The sequence below is a fragment of the Nocardioides gansuensis genome, assembly GCF_003076135.1.
Taxonomy (GTDB): domain Bacteria; phylum Actinomycetota; class Actinomycetes; order Propionibacteriales; family Nocardioidaceae; genus Nocardioides; species Nocardioides gansuensis.
On sequence record NZ_QDGZ01000010.1, the window covers coordinates 18,865 to 35,790 of the forward strand.

The following is a 16,926-nucleotide window of genomic DNA, read 5'->3' on the forward strand; positions in this document are numbered from 1 at the left end:
TTCAGGCCCCCATGAACTTCACGAGCGCCGCCCGGTGGCCGTCCTGGATCGGCGCCGGGCGCATCGACGCCGGGTCCACGTTGACGATCACCACCTCGGCGCGGGAGAGCACCGCGTCGCCGTCGCAGATGGCCGACTCCAGCGCGACCGAGCTGGACCCGACGTGGGTGACCCACGTCCAGCAGTCGTAGGGCTGCTCCCGGAACAGGATCGGCAGGCGGTAGTCGACGTTCGTCTGGGCGACGACGACTTCGAGGCGCCGTTCGTCGTCCGCGGCCTGGCCGGCGTCGCGGAGCATGGAGACGCGGCCCTCCTGGAGGTATTCGAAGTACTTCACGTTGTTGACGTGGCGATAGACGTCCACGTCGGAGAAGCGCACGTGCACCGGATAGTGGGACGCGCCCTCGCGGCGTACCTCCTGGGAGCGGGACGTGCGCACCGGCTCCGCGTCCTCCAGGAACCGGACCAGCGCCTCCTGCTCCTCGGGGCGCAGGCGTCGCGGCCGCTCGGTGGCGAAGACGTACGGCGTGAGGACGGTGCTGGCGCGCAGGTAGACCTGGCGCCCGTCCTCCGTCTCGTCGAAGACCTCGTAGGCCAGCGTGAAGCTCGCGGCACGGATCTCCGTCACCCAGCACTCGATGCTGACCGGCCGGAACCGGAAGGTGAGCGACGAGCGGTAGGACACCTCGTGCCGCACCACCACGACACCCTCGGCGAGGTCATCCGCGCGGGAGTCCGGCGCGTGGGTCCGCAGCATGTCGACCCGCGCCTCCTGGAGGTAGTCGACGTAGACCACGTTGCTCACGTGGCCGAGCAGGTCGAGATCGGCCCACCGCATGGGGCACTGGTAGAGGTGACGCACGCCTCGATGCTCCCAGACACTGGCCGGGGTGGCGACAGCACGGTCTAGTCTGGCCGGGCACCGCATCCGCATCGAAGAACCGGAGTCCTGATGCCCGAGGCCGTCATCGTTTCCGCTGCGCGTACGCCGATCGGCCGCGCATTCAAGGGGTCGCTCAAGGACATGCGACCCGACGACCTCACGGCGATCGCCGTGCAGGCCGCGTTCGACAAGATCCCCGAGCTGGACCCCACCACGATCGACGACCTGCACCTGGGCTGTGGCCTGCCGGGCGGCGAGGCCGGCTTCAACATGGCGAAGATCGTCAACAGCCTGCTCGGCCTCGACTCCGTGCCCGGCACCACCGTGACTCGCTACTGCGCGTCCTCCGTCCAGACCACGCGGATGGCGTTGCACGCGATCAGGGCCGGCGAGGGTGACATCTTCGTCTCCGCCGGGGTGGAGACGGTCTCCCGCTTCGGCGCAGGCAGCTCCGACATCCGCGGCTGCGAGAACCCGAAGTTCGCCGACGCCCGAGCCCGCACGGAGAAGGCGGCGCAGGGCGGTGTCGACTGGCACGATCCGCGCGAGGACGGCCTGCTGCCCGACGCCTACATTGCGATGGGCCAGACCGCCGAGAACGTCGCCCGTCTGCGCGGCCTCGACCGCAAGGAGCTCGACGAGTTCGGCGTCCGGTCCCAGAACCTCGCCGAGAAGGCGATCAACGACGGCTTCTGGGCCCGCGAGATCACCCCGGTCACCACACCCGACGACACCCTCGTCTCCACCGACGACGGCCCGCGCGCCGGCGTGACCTACGAGGCGATCTCCCAGCTGCAGCCGGTGTTCCGGCCCGACGGCGTGGTGACCGCCGGCAACTGCTGCCCGCTCAACGACGGCGCCGCGGCGGTCGTCATCATGAGCGACACCAAGGCCGCCGAGCTGGGCCTCCGGCCGCTCGCGCGCATCGTCTCCACCGGCGTCTCGGGCCTCTCCCCCGAGATCATGGGCATGGGCCCGGTCGAGGCGACCAGGCGGGCGCTCGCCCACGCCGGCATGAGCATCGGCGACATCGACCTCGTCGAGATCAACGAGGCGTTCGCCGCCCAGGTCGTGCCCTCCTACCAGGACCTCGGCATCGACCTCGACCGCCTCAACGTCAACGGCGGTGCGATAGCGGTGGGGCACCCGTTCGGCATGACCGGCGCCCGCCTGCAGAACACCATGCTCAACTCGCTCGACTGGCACGACAAGACCACCGGCCTGATCACCATGTGCGTCGGTGGCGGCCAGGGCATGGCCCTCGTCCTGGAGCGCCTCGCGTGACCCGCCGCTCCGCGTTCTCGCCCGCCACCGGAAACTCGCCGAGTAGGCTCCCACCCATGCAGGAGATCCGCCCCGTGCCCCACGAGCCGAGGTGGCTCGACCAGGACCAGCAGCGCTCGTGGCGCGCGCTGCTCATGGGGATGACCCTGCTCATGGACCGGCTGGACGACGAGCTCCGCGAGAGCTTCGGCATCTCCCTGACGGAGTACGAGATCCTGGTCCGCCTCTCCGAGCGCCCCAACCGCTCCCTGCGGATGGCCCAGCTCGCCGACGCGCTGGCCCACTCCCGCAGCCGCGTGACCCACACGGTCGACCGCATGGAGCGCGCCGGCCACCTCGTACGCACGCAGACGCCCGACGACGGCCGCGGAGTGGTCGCCTCCCTCACCGACGCGGGCTACGCCCTCCTGGTGAAGGCGGCCCCCGTCCACGTCGAGGGCGTACGCCGGCACCTCGTCGACCTCGCGTCACCGGAGGACTTCGCGGCGCTGGGCCGGGTCATGAACGCGGTGGCTGACCAGCTGGTGCCGGGCCACCCGGAGGCCGAGATCCGCTGAGCAGACCCCGGCCCCGGGTCATGCTCAGTCGCGGGTGAGGCGGCGGTGCGTCACGCGGTGCGGGCGCGCCGCCTCCACGCCGAGGCGCTCGACCTTGTTCTCCTCGTAGGCGGCGAAGTTGCCCTCGAACCAGAACCAGTTGGCCGGGTCCTCCTCGTCGCCCTCCCACGCCAGGATGTGGGTGGCGACGCGGTCGAGGAACCACCGGTCGTGCGAGGTGACCACGGCGCAGCCGGGGAAGTCGAGCAGCGCGTCCTCCAGTGACGACAGGGTCTCGACGTCGAGGTCGTTGGTGGGCTCGTCGAGGAGCAGCAGGTTGCCGCCCATCTTCAGGGTCAGCGCGAGGTTGAGCCGGTTGCGCTCGCCGCCCGACAGGACCCCCGCCTTCTTCTGCTGGTCGGGGCCCTTGAAGCCGAACGACGCAACGTACGCACGGCTGTTCATCTCGAAGTTGGCGACCTTGATGTGGTCGAGCCCGTCGGAGACGACCTCCCAGACGTTCTTGTTGGGGTCGATGCCGCCGCGGCTCTGGTCGACGTAGGAGATCTTCACGGTCTGACCGACGTTGAGCTCACCGGCGTCCGGCTGCTCCTGGTCGGTGATCATCCGGAACAGGGTCGTCTTGCCGACGCCGTTGGGGCCGATGACGCCGACGATGCCCGCGCGGGGCAGCGAGAACGACAGGTCGTGCATGAGCGTGCGGCCCTCGAAGCCCTTGGCCAGGCCCTTGGCCTCGAGCACCACGTCACCGAGACGCGGGCCGGCGGGGATGTTGATCTCCGAGGTGTCGATCTTGCGCATCCGGTCGGCCTCGGCCGCCAGCTCCTCGTAGCGCGCGAGACGTGCCTTGCTCTTGGCCTGCCGCGCCTTGGGGTTGGAGCGGACCCACTCCAGCTCCTTCTCCAGCATCCGGGCGCGCTTGGCGTCCTTCTGTCCCTCGATCTTGAGCCGGTCCTTCTTGGTCTCGAGGTAGGTCGAGTAGTTGCCCTCGTAGGGGTGGGCCTTGCCCCGGTCGAGCTCGAGGATCCACTGGGCGACGTTGTCGAGGAAGTAGCGGTCGTGGGTGACGGCCAGGACGGCGCCGGGGTAGGACGCGAGGTGGCCCTCGAGCCACTGGACCGACTCGGCGTCGAGGTGGTTGGTGGGCTCGTCGAGCAGCAGCAGGTCGGGCTGCTGCAGCAACAGCTTGCACAGCGCCACCCGGCGACGCTCACCACCTGAGAGGTTGTCGACGAGCACGTCCGGCGGCGGGCAGCGCAGGGCGTCCATCGCCTGGTCGAGCCGGCTGTCGAGGTCCCACGCACCCGCGTGGTCGAGGTCGGTCTGCAGGTCGCCCATCTCGGCGAGCAGCTTGTCGAAGTCGGCGTCGGGGTCCGCCATCTGCTCGGAGACCTCGTTGTAGCGGTCGAGCTTGGCCTTGATCTCGCCGACCGCCTCCTCGACGTTCTCCAGCACCGTCTTGCCCTCGGACAGCGGCGGCTCCTGCTGGAGCATGCCGACCGTCGCGCCGGGGTCGATGATCGCGTCGCCGTTGTTGGGCCGGTCGAGCCCCGCCATGATCTTCAGCAGCGAGGACTTGCCCGTGCCGTTGGGGCCGACGACTCCGATCTTGGCACCGTGGAGGAACGAGAGGGTGACGTGGTCGAGGACGACCTTGTCACCGTGGGCCTTGCGCACGTTGCGCAGCGTGAAGACGTACTCAGCCATGGCGCCGAGCCTACGGGGCCCGGCGCCCCGGCCGACAACCGGCTGACCCTCAGGCAGCCTCCTCGCCCGATGCGCCCACCTGCTCGGGCGAGGGCACCGCCTCCACCTCGCGGCGCGGCTTGGTGAAGGCCGACGTGCCGTGGTTGAGGTCGTGGCCGACCGAGCTGGCCACCACGACCAGCTGGGTGCTCAGCGATCCGTCGGGCTTCTTCCACACGTCGGCGACCAGCCGACCGTGCACGAGCACCGGGTCACCGGTGCGCAGGCTCTCGGCGACGTGGCCCGCGAGGCGACGCCACGCCTTCACCTGGTGCCACGTGGTGGGGCCGTCCTCCCACTGGCCGTCGCGCAGCCGTCGCGGCGTGCTGGCCACCCGGAAGGACGCCACCTGCTGGCCGCCGGGCAGCTCGCGCAGCTCCGGCGCGGTGCCGACCCAGCCGGTGAAGGTGATGTAGGTGTCGTTCATCGTCGAGGCTCCTCGAGTCCGTCGGGCGGCGGGTCCGCCCGTCGCGACCAAGGCTCGGCATCCGCACCGACGCCGGGGGACCGCTCGGGCGCACGCCTGTGGAGAGCCCGCCGCGAGCGGGGGCTGTGCACGACAACTGGCCCGCTCCGCGGCGTACTCCACGTCACTTCAGGGCGGTCTGGAGCCCTTCGCGCACCTGGGAGTAAGACGCCAGCTCGGCCCGGATCGGCGCGACCACGAGGTCCTCGGAGACCTCGGAGATCGCATCGCGGAGCCGTCTGTCGGCCGCGCGGGCCCGGGACTTCGCGGTGAGGCCGACGAGCACCCGGCAGACCAGGGCCAGGACGACTCCCAGCCCCACTCCCCCGACCAGCATCACCGTCGGCAGCGGGAAGCCGTAGAGGTCGGGAGTCGGGATGTCGTCGAGCTGGAGGTAAGCCGCGCCGAAGAGCGCGCCCAGCCACACCGCGCCCGCCAGTGCGGTCAGGATCAGCACCCACTGGAGCACGCGGACCAGGCCGGCCCACCACGGGAGGCGCGCTGCGCCCAGGTCGGTCGCGGCGAGAGCCCGGTCGAGCCGGTCGCCCAGGTCGGGCAGCCGCGACACGGAGGCGCGGCGCACCGCCGTCGTCCAGGCGGGCGCCATCCCGTCGGAGACCTGGTCGGCCAGCTGGCGCACCTCGGTGTCGACCCGGGCCAGCTGGACGCCGGTCGCCCTGGGCACCGAGGTGCGCGCCCTGCCGGTGAGCTCCTTGCCGGCGCTGCCGAGGTCGAGGTGGAGCCGCTTGAGCGGGTCGGGCTTCAGCCTGGAGAACCAGGCGGTCACCGGCCAGCCGGTCGCCCGGTTGGCGCGGGTGCGGGTGGAGACCTCGACCGCCCGCACGACCGTGGGCACGCCCGCGGCATCGGCGAAGGCGTCGTTGAGGGCGGCCACGCGCTCCTTGGCAAGCGAGCGCGGGCGCGCGGTGCCGGACACCGCCTCGATCCGCTCGGCCGCGGCGCGCACGTCGGCGGCGAGCCGGGCCCGGGTGGCCTTCTTCTCCGCGACCTTCTTGGCGATCGTGGACTTGAGCTCGGGGATGCCCCAGCCGTGCTTGGCGCTCACCGCGATCACCGGGACGCCCTGGAGGCCGTCGGCGTCGAGGAGACGGCGTACGTCGGCGAGCATCCCCGCGCGCCGGTCCTCGGCGACGGTGTCGATGTGGTTGAGCACGACGAGCATGACGTCCTTGTGGGTCGCCAGGGGCGCGAGGTAGCGGTCGTGGATGGCGGCGTCGGCGTACTTCTGCGGGTCCAGGACCCACACCAGCATGTCGGCCAGCGCGACGAGACGGTCCACCTCGAGGTGGTGCGACACCTCGGTGGAATCGTGGTCGGGAAGGTCGAGGAGGACGACGCCCTGCAGGGAGGAGTCCTCGTGGCCGGTCGAGAGCATGGAGTCGCGGGTCACCTGGTGGCGCGGCGGGATGCCGAGCCAGGACAGCAGCTCCTCGGCGCCCTCATGACCCCAGACGCAGGCGGTGGCCCACGACGTCGTGGGGCGGCGTACGCCAACGGCGGACAGCTCGAGATCGGTGAGCGCGTTGAAGGTCGAGGACTTGCCCGACCCGGTGGCACCGGCGATCGCGACGACCGTGTGGTCGGCCGAGAGGCGCAGCCGGCCGGCTGCGCGGTCGACGACCTCGCGGGCGTCGTCGAGCACGGCGTCGTCGACACGGCCACGGGCCGCCTCGATCGCCTGCTCCAGCCCGCTGACGCGGGCGCCGATGTCGGAACTCCGGGCGACGAGCTTCTTCGCACCCTCGAGCAAGGACGTCATGGTCTCCCTCGACCGCAGCAGGACATGGTGTGAACAAGACTATGGGTCACGCTTGCATGCCCTCCCGGGGCTTCGCCGCGAACCGCAGGTCGTCGATGCGACGCGAGGCCGCGCGGAGCTTGTCCGGCACCTCGGGCGAAACCTGGAGGCTGTCGAGCAGGTCGAGGTAGCGACGACGCTCGGCGTCGAGCAGGTCGGCGACCTTGAGCTCCAGGTCGCGCCGGGCGCGCTCGGCCAGCGTGCGCACGGCCTGGTCGCCGAAGACCGCCTCGAGCAGCTTCTGTCCGATCACGGCCGAGCCGCCGGCGATCCCGGCCTCGGCACCCGTGACGCCTGCGGTGTGCGCGAAGACGACGACCATGAGTGCCACCGAGAGCCCGTTGACGCCGAAGGCGAGGAAGCGCGCGGTCGTGCGCTTGTCCGCACCCTCGGTGCGCACCATCTCGAGCACGTCGGACTGCCAGTCGCGCACGGCCCGCTCCGCACGGCGCCGGAAGTCGCGCGAGGCGCGGCCGAGGTCCTCGCCGGCGTCGGCGAGCAGCGCGTGGCCGGGCGCGAAGGAGCGCCACGATGCCTCAGCGCGCTCGGCGGCGGCCTCGGCGTGCTCGAGGATCAGAGTCTCGAGGCCCGACTCGACCGCGACGGTGACCCGCTCGGCCTGCTGGGGCTTGCCCTTGACCACGTTGACGAGACGGTCGCGCAGCCAGCCGACCCGGGTCTCGAGCGACTTGAGCAGCTCGCCCGTGCCGACGAACTCCTGCCACCGCGCCAGCACCTCGCCACGCAGCAGGGTGCCGTCGGCTGAGGCCTCCGAGACGGCCTTGACGGCCTGGTCGTACGCCGCGTTGGCGTCCTCGCGGAGCCGGCGTACCGCGTCGACCTGCTCGGTCGCGGCGTCGGCGACAGCGTGCGTGCGCCGGGCCAGGGTGCGGATCGCGCCGTCCAGGGTCTGTCGCACGACCGCGGAGCGCGCGTCGGCGTCCTCGGCCAGGGCGTCGAGCCACGACCGGATCTCGGCGACCGCTTCGGCCTCGAGGAGCCCTTCCTCGGAGACGGGGCCCTCGTGCACGACGAAGAGCGGCGAGTCCTTGAGCCCGCGGCTGGCCAGCATGCGCGCGAGGTGGGTCGAGACTGTCTCGACCGCGTCGGGCGGTGTGCGGTCCAGGACGATCGCCACGGCGGCGGAGCGCTCGGCCGCCTGGCGGAGGAAGTCCCAGGGCACCTGGTCGGCGTAGCGCGCGGCACTGGTGACGAAGAGCCACAGGTCTGCGGCCGCCAGCAGCTGGGCCGCCAGCGTGCGGTTGGCCGCCACGACCGAGTCGATGTCGGGAGCGTCCAGGATCGCGAGCCCGATTGGCACCGCGTCGGTGGGCACCAGCTGCAGCGCGTCGGGGTCGTCGGTCTGGCGGTTGACCCGCTCGAGCTCGGGCAGCAGGCGGTCGTGGCCGAACCACCTCGCGTCGGCGGGGTTGTGCACCAGGACAGGTGAGCGGGTGGTGGGCCGGAGCACGCCGGGCTGGGTGACCTTGTGCCCCACGAGTGAGTTGACCAGCGTCGACTTGCCCGCGCCCGTCGAGCCGCCGACGACCGCGAGCAGCGGCGCGTCGATCGTCATCAGGCGCGGGATCACGTAGTCCTCGAGCTGGTCGACCATCTCGCGCTGGGACGACCGCTCCTGCTCGATGCCGGGCATCTCCAGGGGCAGCCGGACCTCCTGGAGCGCGCCGCGCAGCCGCACCATGGCGGTCACCATCTGGGTGCCCTCCGCGGTCTCGGGCTTCATCGACTGGGGCTGGTCGCTCATCGGGTGGGCACCACCTGTCCGGGGAAGGAGATGTAGGGGCGTACGGCGCCGAGGCGGGCCACGTGTTCACGGCCCCGCTCGGCGAAGTCGACGGGTGCGGTGCCGCGCAGGTAGCGGTGGTGGAGGTAGGCCAGCTCGATGGCGGCCGCCTGGTACTCCCGCATCGCCCGCTCTGCCTGCCTTCCGCCGGTCTGGCGCGCATAGGTGCGCGCGTGGCGGCGCGCCCGGAGGTCGACGAGCCAGGGGATGTCGGTCGCCGGCAGGAGGCCGCGGCGGGCGGCGTCGTCCAGGGCCGCCGTCATCAGGCCACGCTCCGAGCGCCGGCGGTAGAGGGCGAAGACGATGATGGCCACGAGCGCCGGCAGCATGAGGGTGCCGTAGACCGCGACGAAGTGGTCGATGCCACCGAGGGTCGACCCGTTCCACAGCGCGTGGGTGAGCACCGCGAGGGCATACCCGGCGAGCGGCGCGACCAGCCGCACGATCCGGCTGCGCGACGTCACCGCCAGGCCCACCCCGATGCCGATGAAGGCCGTGAACAGCGGGTGCGCGAACGGGCTGACGAGGCAGCGGAGCACGAACACCGACGTCAGCGCCTCGGTGCCACCCGGGCCCAGGCCGTCAGTGCCGTTGTAGGCCGCCGCCAGGTAGAGGATGTTCTCGGTGAAGGCGAACCCGATGCCGACCATGCCGGCGTACACGATGCCGTCGAGGATGCCGTCGAGCTCGTGGCGGCGCCACCACAGCAGCAGCACCAGGAAGAGGCCCTTGGTGAGCTCCTCGGTGACCGGCGCGACGACCGCCAGGCTCTGCTCGCCGGTCACCCCGCCGCCGACCCCGATCCCCTGGAAGACCAGCGCGGCGGCAGTCGCCACGAAGGCGCCCCACGCCAGGCCGGCGACCAGCAGCGAGCGCGGCTCCGGCTCGTAGCGGTCGAGCCACATGAAGCAGCCGACCAGCGGACCGACCGGGAGGGCCGCGAGCAGGGTCGCGAGCACGAGCGACCCTGGGGCACCCGAGAAGGCGATCACGACCGACATGACCAGCGCTCCGAGCAGCACCAGAAGGGTCACGACGGCTGTGAAGGCCACGCTGTCGCGGCGGCGTCCTGACATGAGGCGCAGCCTAGCCCGCACACAGGGCCGGGCCCCCATCGTCCGGCGTACAGTGGCCGCGTGAGCGACACCACCCCTGACGTCACCGAAGAGACCACGCCGGAGACCCCGGCGCTCAAGACCGAATCGCACGATCCCGCCGTCCCGGAGGCCTATGCGGCCTTCATGCGCACGGGCTGGGGCGACCGAGAGCTCGACCTCCCACGCCACCCCGTGGCGTCGTACGCCGAGGCGCGGCGCGCCAGGCTCGCGGAGGCCTTCCCGGGCGAGCGCTTGGTGCTGCCGGCGGGCACGTTCAAGGCCCGGGCGAACGACACCGACTACCGCTTCCGTGCCGACACCGCGCACGCCTACTTCAGCGGCAACCAGACGAGCGACGCCGTGCTCGTCGTCGAGGACGACAGCCAGGTGCTCTACGCCAGGCCGCGGTCGAACCGCGACACCGACGAGTTCTTCCGCGACCGGCAGTACGGCGAGCTGTGGGCCGGGCGCCGCCCGTCGCTCAAGGAGATCTCCGACTCGCTCGGGCTCGAGGTGCGCCACATCGACGAGCTCGGCGACCGCCTGGCCGGGTCCGGCAAGACCCGGGTGCACCGCGGCGTCTCCACGCAGGTCGACGGCCTGGTCGCCGCCGACGACGAGCGCGACGCCGAGCTGGCGCGCTTCGCCTCCGAGATGCGCCTGGTCAAGGACGAGTGGGAGATCGGCGAGCTGCAGGAGGCGTGCGACATCACCACGCTCGGCTTCGAGGACTCGGTGCGCGAGTGGGACCGGGTGCTGGAGTTCGGCGAGCGCTGGATCGAGGGCACGTTCTTCCGCCGGGCCCGGGCGATGGGCAACGACATCGGCTACGACTCCATCGTCGGCGGCGGCAGCCACGCCACGACGCTGCACTGGATCGACAACACCGGCCCCATCACCCCGGGCACCCTCGTGCTGCTCGACATGGGCGTGGAGGGCCGCAACCTCTACACCGCCGACGTGACCCGCACGCTGCCCGTCGACGGCAAGTTCACACCGCTGCAGCGCGACCTCTACGACCTGGTCTACACCGCGCAGCAGGCAGGCATCGACGCCGTCCGGCCCGGTGCCCCCTTCCTCGCCGCCCACAACGCCGCGATGGAGGTGCTCGCCCACGGCCTCGAGGACCTCGGCCTCCTGCCGGTCCCGGCGACCGAGGCGCTCGACCCGGAGTCGAAGGTCTACGCCCGCTGGACCCTGCACGGCACCTCGCACATGCTCGGCATGGACGTCCACGACTGCGGCCGCGCGTCGGTCGACGTCTACCCCAAGGGCGACCTCGCCGAGGGGATGGTGCTCACGGTCGAGCCGGGCCTCTACTTCCAGGAGGACGACCTCCTGGTGCCTGAGGAGCTGCGCGGCATCGGCATCCGCATCGAGGACGACATCCTCGTCACCGCCGACGGCTCGCGGAACCTCTCCGCCGCCCTCCCCCGCACCTCGGCCGAGGTCGAGGAGTGGATGGGATCCCTGCGCTGACCCTCGACTGCCACCACTACGACGCGTTCCGGTGCCGCTCGTGCACGCTGCTCGAGCTGCCCCGGGAGCGCCAGCTCTCCGACAAGGAGGCGCACGCGCGCCGGCTCGTCGACTCACCCGTCTGGCTGCCGACGTTCGCCGGGGACGGCGCGGGCTTCCGCAACAAGGCCAAGATGGCGGTCGGCGGCACGGCCGGGTCGCCGACCCTCGGCATCCTCGACGCGTCGTACGCCGGCATCGACCTGCGGGACTGCGGCCTCCACTCCCCCGGCCTGACCGCGGCCCTCGACGTCGTCGGTGACTTCATCGCCCGCGCCGACCTCACGCCGTACGACGTGGCGCAGCGCCGCGGGGAGCTCAAGCACGTGCTCCTCACCGAGTCGCCCGACGGCGAGCTGATGCTGAGACTGGTGATGCGGTCGACCGCCACCGAGGCCCGCGTGCGCAAGCACCTGCCGTGGCTGATGGCCGAGCTTCCCGCGCTGCGGGTGGTCAGCCTCAATGTCCAGCCCGACCACAAGGCCGTGCTGGAGGGTGAGCGCGAGATCGTGCTGACGCCGGAGTCGACGCTGCCGATGCGTCTGGCCGGGATCGAGCTCGAGCTGCCGCCGAGGGCGTTCTTCCAGACCAACACGGCGGTGGCGGAGGCGCTCTACGCGCAGGCGCGGGAGTGGGCCACGGACATGGTCGACCGGAGCGCTCCAGCACGGTCCGGGACGTCTCCAGTCGACCACTTCCGGATCTGGGACCTCTACTGCGGCATCGGAGGCTTCGCGCGTGCCCTCGCCGGGCCCGGCCGCTCGGTGACAGGGGTCGACCTCACCCCCGGCCGGTCGAGCGAGTCCGGCCGGTCGAGCGAGTCCGGCCGGTCGAGCGAGTCCGGCCGGTCGAGCGAGTCCGGCCGGTCGAGCGAGTCCGGCCGGTCGAGCGAAGTCGAGACCGCCTTCGTCGCGGCAGACGCGACGCAGTGGGCACTCGCCCAGCCCGAGGCCCCGCACCTGGTCGTGGTCAACCCGCCCCGGCGCGGGATCGGGCCCGAGCTCGCCGAGTGGCTCGAGTCCGAAGGCGTGCAGCACGTCGTCTACTCGTCCTGCAACGCCGAGTCCCTCGCCCGCGACCTGGCGCGGATGCCGTCACTGCGGCCGGTGGAGGCCCGGGTGCTCGACATGTTCCCCCACACCACCCACTACGAGGTGATCGTGCTCCTCTCGCGCTGAGCCGCACCGCGCCGAGGGCCGAGGCCCGGGCTTCTCGACACATCGGGAACAATGGCGCCGTTGCCCTCGTAGCTCAGCTGGATAGAGCGCCGGACTTCTAATCCGATGGTCGCAGGTTCGAGTCCTGCCGGGGGCGCCAACCTGCACTGCCTCGGCGCGCCTCCGCGCCCACGGCCATGCGGCCGGTGAGGATGCAAGGCGAAGGCCCAGTGAGTATGAGTCACTGGGCCTCCTCTGATCCGAGGACCGCAGTCCCCGGAATCAGGTCTTCCGGGCCGAAGCCCTTCTGACACCTTCATGTGTACGCCCGGCCGCGAGCGTGGGCAAGACCGGGGACCACAAGATTCCGGCAAGACGGGCGGGCCGCGGCGTGTCGCGCACGACACGCCGCGGCACGGCTCCATCAGCCGGGAAGAGTGGCCCCTGCGTAGGCGTCGATCTCCGCCATTAGCCGCGCCTTCACGGCGTCGGGGGCGAACGAGGCGCGCACCGAGGCCCGCGACAGCTCCGCCACCCCGTCTGTGTCGAGGCCCAGCAGGCCGGCCGCGACGGCGTACTCCTGGTTGAGCGTCGTGGAGAACATCGGCGGGTCGTCGGAGCCGATCGCCACGGGCACGCCGGCCTCCACAAAGGTGCGCAGCGGGTGCTCGTCGAGGGTGGCCACCGCCCGGGTGGCGATGTTGGACGTCGGGCAGACCTCGAGCGCGATCCCGTGGGAGGCGAGGTACGCGAGCAGCTGCGGGTCCTGTGCCGCCGAGCAGCCGTGGCCGATCCGCTCCGCACCGAGCAGGCGCACGGCGTCCCAGACGGTCTGCGGGCCGGTCGTCTCGCCGGCGTGCGGCACCGAGCGCAGCCCTGCAGCGCGGGCCTTGTCGAAGTGCGGCTGGAACTGCGGCCGGGGCACGCCGATCTCCGGCCCGCCGAGGCCGAAGCCGACGAGCGCGTCGGTGCCGTGGTCGATCGCGTAGGACAGCGTGGCGTCGGCCGCGGGGATGCCGCTCTCGCCCGGGATGTCGTAGATCCAGCGCAGCACCAGCCCGAAGTCGCGCTCGGCGGCGACCCGTGCGTCCTCGATCGCCTCGGTGTAGGCCTCGATCGCGATGCCCCGGAGCACGGACGTGTACGGCGTGCAGGTGAGCTCGGCGTAGCGGAGTCGCTGTCCCTCGGCCATCTCGCGGGCGACCTCGTAGGTCAGCACCCGCACGTCCTCCGGGGTCCTGATCAGGTCGACGACGGCGAGGTAGACCTCGACGAAGTGTGCGAAGTCGCGGAACTCGAAGAACCGCCTCAGCTCCTCGGCGTCGGTGGGGACGCCGGCGGCCGGGTGGCGCGCGGCGAGCTCCTGGACGATCCGCGGCGACGCGGACCCGACGTGGTGGACGTGGAGCTCGGCCTTGGGCAGGCCCGCGATGAAGGCGTCGAGGCTCACTCGAGGCCCGCCATCAGGTTGTCGACCATCTCGTCGATCGTCGCACCCTCGACGGGCTCGTCGTCGAGCAGCACGGTCGGGGTGCCGACGACGCCTGACTGGGACGCGGCCTCGGTGGCGTTCTCCGCCCACTGCACGAAGGCGCCGTCCTCGATGAGCGGGGCGACCTCGGCCTCGTCGGCGCCCGCCTCGACGGCCAACTCGGTGAACCAGGACGTCTCCGGGAACGGGCCGGACTCGGCCGGCTGCTCCTCGAACAGCCGGTCGTGGAACTCCTTGGCCACCTCCGGCCCGGACGTGTCGAGGACCGCGCCGAAGGCGTTGGCGGCCTCGAGGGAGTAGGAGCCGAAGCGCTCGAGGAACACGACGGGGCGGTACTCCACCCGCGCCCGCCCCTCTTCGACAGCCGCGGTCAGGCCCTCGTCGGCGGCCCGCTCGAGGTCCCCGCAGAAGGGGCACAGGAAGTCCTCGTAGATCACCACGGTGTGCGGGGCGGACGCGTCGCCGAGCACCAGGCCGTGCTCCGACGACTCGCCCGGCGGGGTGGCCGGCTGGCCCGTGGTGTCCCGCGAGCTCTGCAGCCAGAAGCCGCCCGCGACGACGGCGACGATGACGACGAGCACGCCGCCGATCGTGAGCAGCCGCCGGCGGCGCTCGGCCGCCTCCTGCTCGACCACCGCAGCGGCAGCGCGATCAGCCCTGGACTGCGCGGCGGTCCTTGCCTTCTTGGACATCTGCGTCCTTCTCCTCATCAGTGGTCACAAACAGCAGTGAGTCGAGCGCCCACCGCGTGCGCGGCCGGACGACCAGCCACAGCGAGAGTGCCAGCAGCCCGACGTCGCGGGCGATCTCGCCGGGATACTTCTCCGACGCGCCGTCGAGCCGACCGCCGCCGCCGAAGCAGCCGCACTCGATCTCCATCCCCCTCGCCCACGCCGCCGCGATGCCGACGATGAAGGCGACGAAGAGCAGAGCCGACACCGCACCCATCAAGCGCGTCAGCAGCCCCAGCACGAGGCAGACGCCGACGACGACCTCGAGCACCGGCAAGAGGTGGCCCACCGTCGGCACGATCGCCTCGGGCAGCAGGTCGTAGGCCCGGACGGCCCGGACGCTCTCGTCGGGTCGCGGCAGCTTGAGGGCGCCCGCGAGGATCCACACTCCGCCAGTGACCAGCCTGGCGATCAGGCCGATGCCCTGGCTCACCGACTTCGACGTCACGTGGACCGACCCTAGGGGCTCGCCCTGAACCGATGCTGAGAGGCGTGGGTAGGCTGACTGGTCGTGAACGAACGACTCGTCTGGATCGACTGCGAGATGACCGGGCTCGATCTCGGCGCCGACGCACTCATCGAGGTGGCCGCGCTGGTCACCGACTTCGACCTCAACGTCCTCGGCGACGGCGTCGACGTCATCATCAAGCCCCCGGCCGAGGCGCTCGACCAGATGGTGGAGTTCGTGCGCAGCATGCACGAGACCTCGGGCCTGCTGGCCGAGCTCGACGGCGGTACGACGATGGCCGAGGCCGAGGAGCGGGTGCTCGCATACGTCCGCGAGCACTGCCCCGAGGGCAGCCGGCCGCCGCTCGCCGGCAACACGGTGGCGACCGACCGCGCGTTCCTCGCCCGGGACATGCCGACGCTCGAGGGCATCCTGCACTACCGCAACGTCGACGTCTCCTCGATCAAGGAGCTCTCGCGCCGCTGGTTCCCCCGCGCCTACTTCGCCGCGCCGGCCAAGCGCGGCAACCACCGCGCCCTGGCCGACATCCAGGAGAGCATCGAGGAGCTGCGCTACTACCGCGAGGCCGTCTTCGTCCCGCCGCCCGGGCCGGACTCGACGACGGCCCGGGAGATCGCGGCCCGCCACGCCGGCGCGCTCACCGGGCGCACCACGTCGGAGGCGGCCCCGGAGCCGGCCGCCCCCGATTCCGGAACTTCCGGCTGATTGCCCTACACTCTTCCTCGGCCTCGCGCCTCGTCGCGAGGGCATGGTGGGTATAGCTCAGCTGGTAGAGCGCCGCGTTGTGGTCGCGGATGTCGCGGGTTCAAGTCCCGTTACTCACCCCAAGGCCGAAGGCCCCCTCCTGTGGCAGGAGGGGGCCTTCGTCGTCGTTGTGAGCGGGCGGCTCAGCCGGCGGGGATGTGGCCGAAGTGGCCGCGCTGGAAGTCCTGGTAGGCCTGCAGCACCTCGTCCTTGGTGTTCATCACGAACGGGCCGGCCCAGGCGATCGACTCCCTGATCGGCTGGCCACCGAGCACCACGACGTCGAGCCTGGGCGAGCGGCTCTCCTGGCTGGCGTCGGCGGTGACCGTGAGGAAGTCACCGGCTCCCATCACGGCCGTCTGGCCGGACCGGATCAGGCGGCCCTCGATGCCGACCGTCCCCGAACCGCTCAGCACGTAGACCAGCGCGTTGTACGCAGGAGTCCACGGCAGCTCGAGCTGCGCACCGGGCTCGATCGTGGCGTGCACAAGCGACATGGGCGTGTGCGTGGACCCCGGCCCGACGGTGCCGTCCACCTCGCCCGCGATGACCCGGACGAGCGCGTTCCCGTCGTACGTCGTGACGAGGCCGACCTGGCCGGATCGGATGTCCTGGTAGGCAGGAGCCGTGGTCTTCGCCGCGCGGGGCAGGTTCACCCACAGCTGGATGCCGTGGAAGAGGCCGCCCTTCTGGACCAGCCACTCCGGCGGCGCCTCGATGTGCAGCAGGCCGGAGCCGGCCGTCATCCACTGGGTGTCGCCGTCCGTGATGGAGCCGCCGCCGCCGTGGCTGTCCTGGTGGTCGAAGACGCCGTCGATCATGTAGGTGACGGTCTCGAAGCCGCGGTGCGGGTGCCACGGGGTGCCCTTCGGCTCGCCCGGCGCGTATTCCACCTCTCCCATCTGGTCCATCATGATGAACGGGTCGAGACGGGCCATGTCGATGCCGGCGAAGGCCCGGCGGACCGGGAAGCCCTCGCCCTCGTAGCCGTGCGGGGCGGTGGTGACCTGCCACACCGGCCGCGGCTGGTCACCCAGCCCGGGGCGCCTCAGGCGGTTGAGGACGGTCAAGTCGTCGACGGTGATCGCGGGCATCGTGCACCTCCACGGAGCGATGGCGTCGGAGTGGCGCCGTTGCCGTGTCCAACGGTGGTTGAAAG

The 16,926-nt window shown here is 71.6% G+C and carries 15 protein-coding genes and 2 tRNA genes; 7 read left to right on the forward strand and 10 right to left on the reverse strand.

Translation table 11 applies throughout. From position 1 onward, the window contains the following. Position 1: 1 nt before the first annotated feature. Positions 2 to 862 carry an acyl-CoA thioesterase gene (locus DDE18_RS19510; protein WP_165821251.1) on the reverse strand — a complete coding sequence of 287 codons (861 nt, stop codon included), beginning with the start codon at positions 860 to 862 and terminating at the stop codon, positions 2 to 4. Between the two features lie 90 nt (positions 863 to 952). Between DDE18_RS19510 and DDE18_RS19515 the strand changes: the two genes are divergently transcribed. Both DDE18_RS19515 and DDE18_RS19520 read left to right on the forward strand, forming a co-directional pair. Then, positions 953 to 2,167 carry an acetyl-CoA C-acetyltransferase gene (locus tag DDE18_RS19515; RefSeq protein ID WP_116573950.1) on the forward strand — a complete coding sequence of 405 codons (1,215 nt, stop codon included), beginning with the start codon at positions 953 to 955 and terminating at the stop codon, positions 2,165 to 2,167. A gap of 56 nt (positions 2,168 to 2,223) precedes the next feature. Further along, positions 2,224 to 2,724, forward strand: a complete 501-nt coding sequence (locus DDE18_RS19520; protein ID WP_116573951.1) for a MarR family winged helix-turn-helix transcriptional regulator — start codon at positions 2,224 to 2,226, stop codon at positions 2,722 to 2,724. A 24-nt stretch (positions 2,725 to 2,748) separates the two neighbouring features. Here DDE18_RS19520 and ettA read toward each other — a convergent pair whose 3' ends face one another. The 5 genes from ettA to DDE18_RS19545 form a co-directional block, all read right to left on the reverse strand. Next, positions 2,749 to 4,431 (reverse strand): energy-dependent translational throttle protein EttA, encoded by a 1,683-nt coding sequence (gene ettA / locus DDE18_RS19525; RefSeq protein ID WP_116573952.1) that lies wholly within the window; start codon positions 4,429 to 4,431, stop codon positions 2,749 to 2,751. A 49-nt stretch (positions 4,432 to 4,480) separates the two neighbouring features. Then, the gene (locus DDE18_RS19530) at positions 4,481 to 4,897 is read right to left on the reverse strand and encodes a single-stranded DNA-binding protein (protein WP_116573953.1); all 417 of its coding nucleotides are present in this window, start codon (positions 4,895 to 4,897) and stop codon (positions 4,481 to 4,483) included. A gap of 163 nt (positions 4,898 to 5,060) precedes the next feature. Next, complete coding sequence (locus DDE18_RS19535) at positions 5,061 to 6,716, reverse strand: GTPase family protein (RefSeq protein WP_116573954.1); 1,656 nt, start codon at positions 6,714 to 6,716, stop codon at positions 5,061 to 5,063. Positions 6,717 to 6,762: 46 nt separating this feature from the next. Continuing rightward, complete coding sequence (locus tag DDE18_RS19540) at positions 6,763 to 8,520, reverse strand: dynamin family protein (RefSeq protein ID WP_245916888.1); 1,758 nt, start codon at positions 8,518 to 8,520, stop codon at positions 6,763 to 6,765. Then, positions 8,517 to 9,635 carry a PrsW family intramembrane metalloprotease gene (locus tag DDE18_RS19545; RefSeq protein WP_116573955.1) on the reverse strand — a complete coding sequence of 373 codons (1,119 nt, stop codon included), beginning with the start codon at positions 9,633 to 9,635 and terminating at the stop codon, positions 8,517 to 8,519. The genes DDE18_RS19540 and DDE18_RS19545 overlap by 4 nt, the downstream gene beginning before the upstream one ends. Positions 9,636 to 9,695: 60 nt before the next feature. On the opposite strand from DDE18_RS19545, the gene DDE18_RS19550 reads away from it, so the two are divergent. The 3 genes from DDE18_RS19550 (at position 9,696) to DDE18_RS19560 (ending at position 12,491) form a co-directional block, all read left to right on the forward strand. After that, positions 9,696 to 11,135: an aminopeptidase P family protein gene (locus tag DDE18_RS19550; protein ID WP_245916889.1), complete on the forward strand. Its 1,440-nt coding sequence runs from the start codon at positions 9,696 to 9,698 to the stop codon at positions 11,133 to 11,135. Further along, positions 11,114 to 12,352, forward strand: coding sequence for a methyltransferase domain-containing protein (locus tag DDE18_RS19555; protein ID WP_245916890.1), 1,239 nt, complete (start codon positions 11,114 to 11,116; stop codon positions 12,350 to 12,352). The genes DDE18_RS19550 and DDE18_RS19555 overlap by 22 nt, the downstream gene beginning before the upstream one ends. A gap of 62 nt (positions 12,353 to 12,414) precedes the next feature. Then, positions 12,415 to 12,491: transfer RNA gene (locus tag DDE18_RS19560), tRNA-Arg, on the forward strand. 264 nt (positions 12,492 to 12,755) lie between these two features. On the opposite strand, the gene DDE18_RS19565 is transcribed toward DDE18_RS19560, so the two are convergent. The 3 genes from DDE18_RS19565 to DDE18_RS19575 are packed head-to-tail and all read right to left on the reverse strand — an operon-like array spanning position 12,756 to position 15,002. Further along, positions 12,756 to 13,781 (reverse strand): adenosine deaminase, encoded by a 1,026-nt coding sequence (locus DDE18_RS19565; RefSeq protein WP_211754652.1) that lies wholly within the window; start codon positions 13,779 to 13,781, stop codon positions 12,756 to 12,758. Then, on the reverse strand, positions 13,778 to 14,515 hold the full coding sequence (locus DDE18_RS23465; protein WP_211754653.1) for a DsbA family protein: 738 nt from the start codon (positions 14,513 to 14,515) through the stop codon (positions 13,778 to 13,780). Before DDE18_RS23465 ends, DDE18_RS19565 begins: the two co-directional genes overlap by 4 nt. Then, entirely contained in the window at positions 14,475 to 15,002 is a 528-nt protein-coding gene (locus DDE18_RS19575) for a MauE/DoxX family redox-associated membrane protein (protein ID WP_116573958.1), read from the reverse strand. Before DDE18_RS19575 ends, DDE18_RS23465 begins: the two co-directional genes overlap by 41 nt. A 63-nt stretch (positions 15,003 to 15,065) precedes the next feature. Here DDE18_RS19575 and orn point away from each other — a divergent pair, with 63 nt between their 5' ends. Next, a complete protein-coding gene (orn, locus tag DDE18_RS19580) occupies positions 15,066 to 15,728 on the forward strand; it encodes an oligoribonuclease (RefSeq protein ID WP_116573959.1) in 663 nt (220 codons plus the stop codon). Positions 15,729 to 15,774: 46 nt separating this feature from the next. Beyond that, positions 15,775 to 15,850: transfer RNA gene (locus DDE18_RS19585), tRNA-His, on the forward strand. Positions 15,851 to 15,910: 60 nt separating this feature from the next. On the opposite strand, the gene DDE18_RS19590 is transcribed toward DDE18_RS19585, so the two are convergent. Next, the gene (locus DDE18_RS19590; RefSeq protein WP_116573960.1) at positions 15,911 to 16,861 is read right to left on the reverse strand and encodes a pirin family protein; all 951 of its coding nucleotides are present in this window, start codon (positions 16,859 to 16,861) and stop codon (positions 15,911 to 15,913) included. Positions 16,862 to 16,926: the final 65 nt, after the last annotated feature.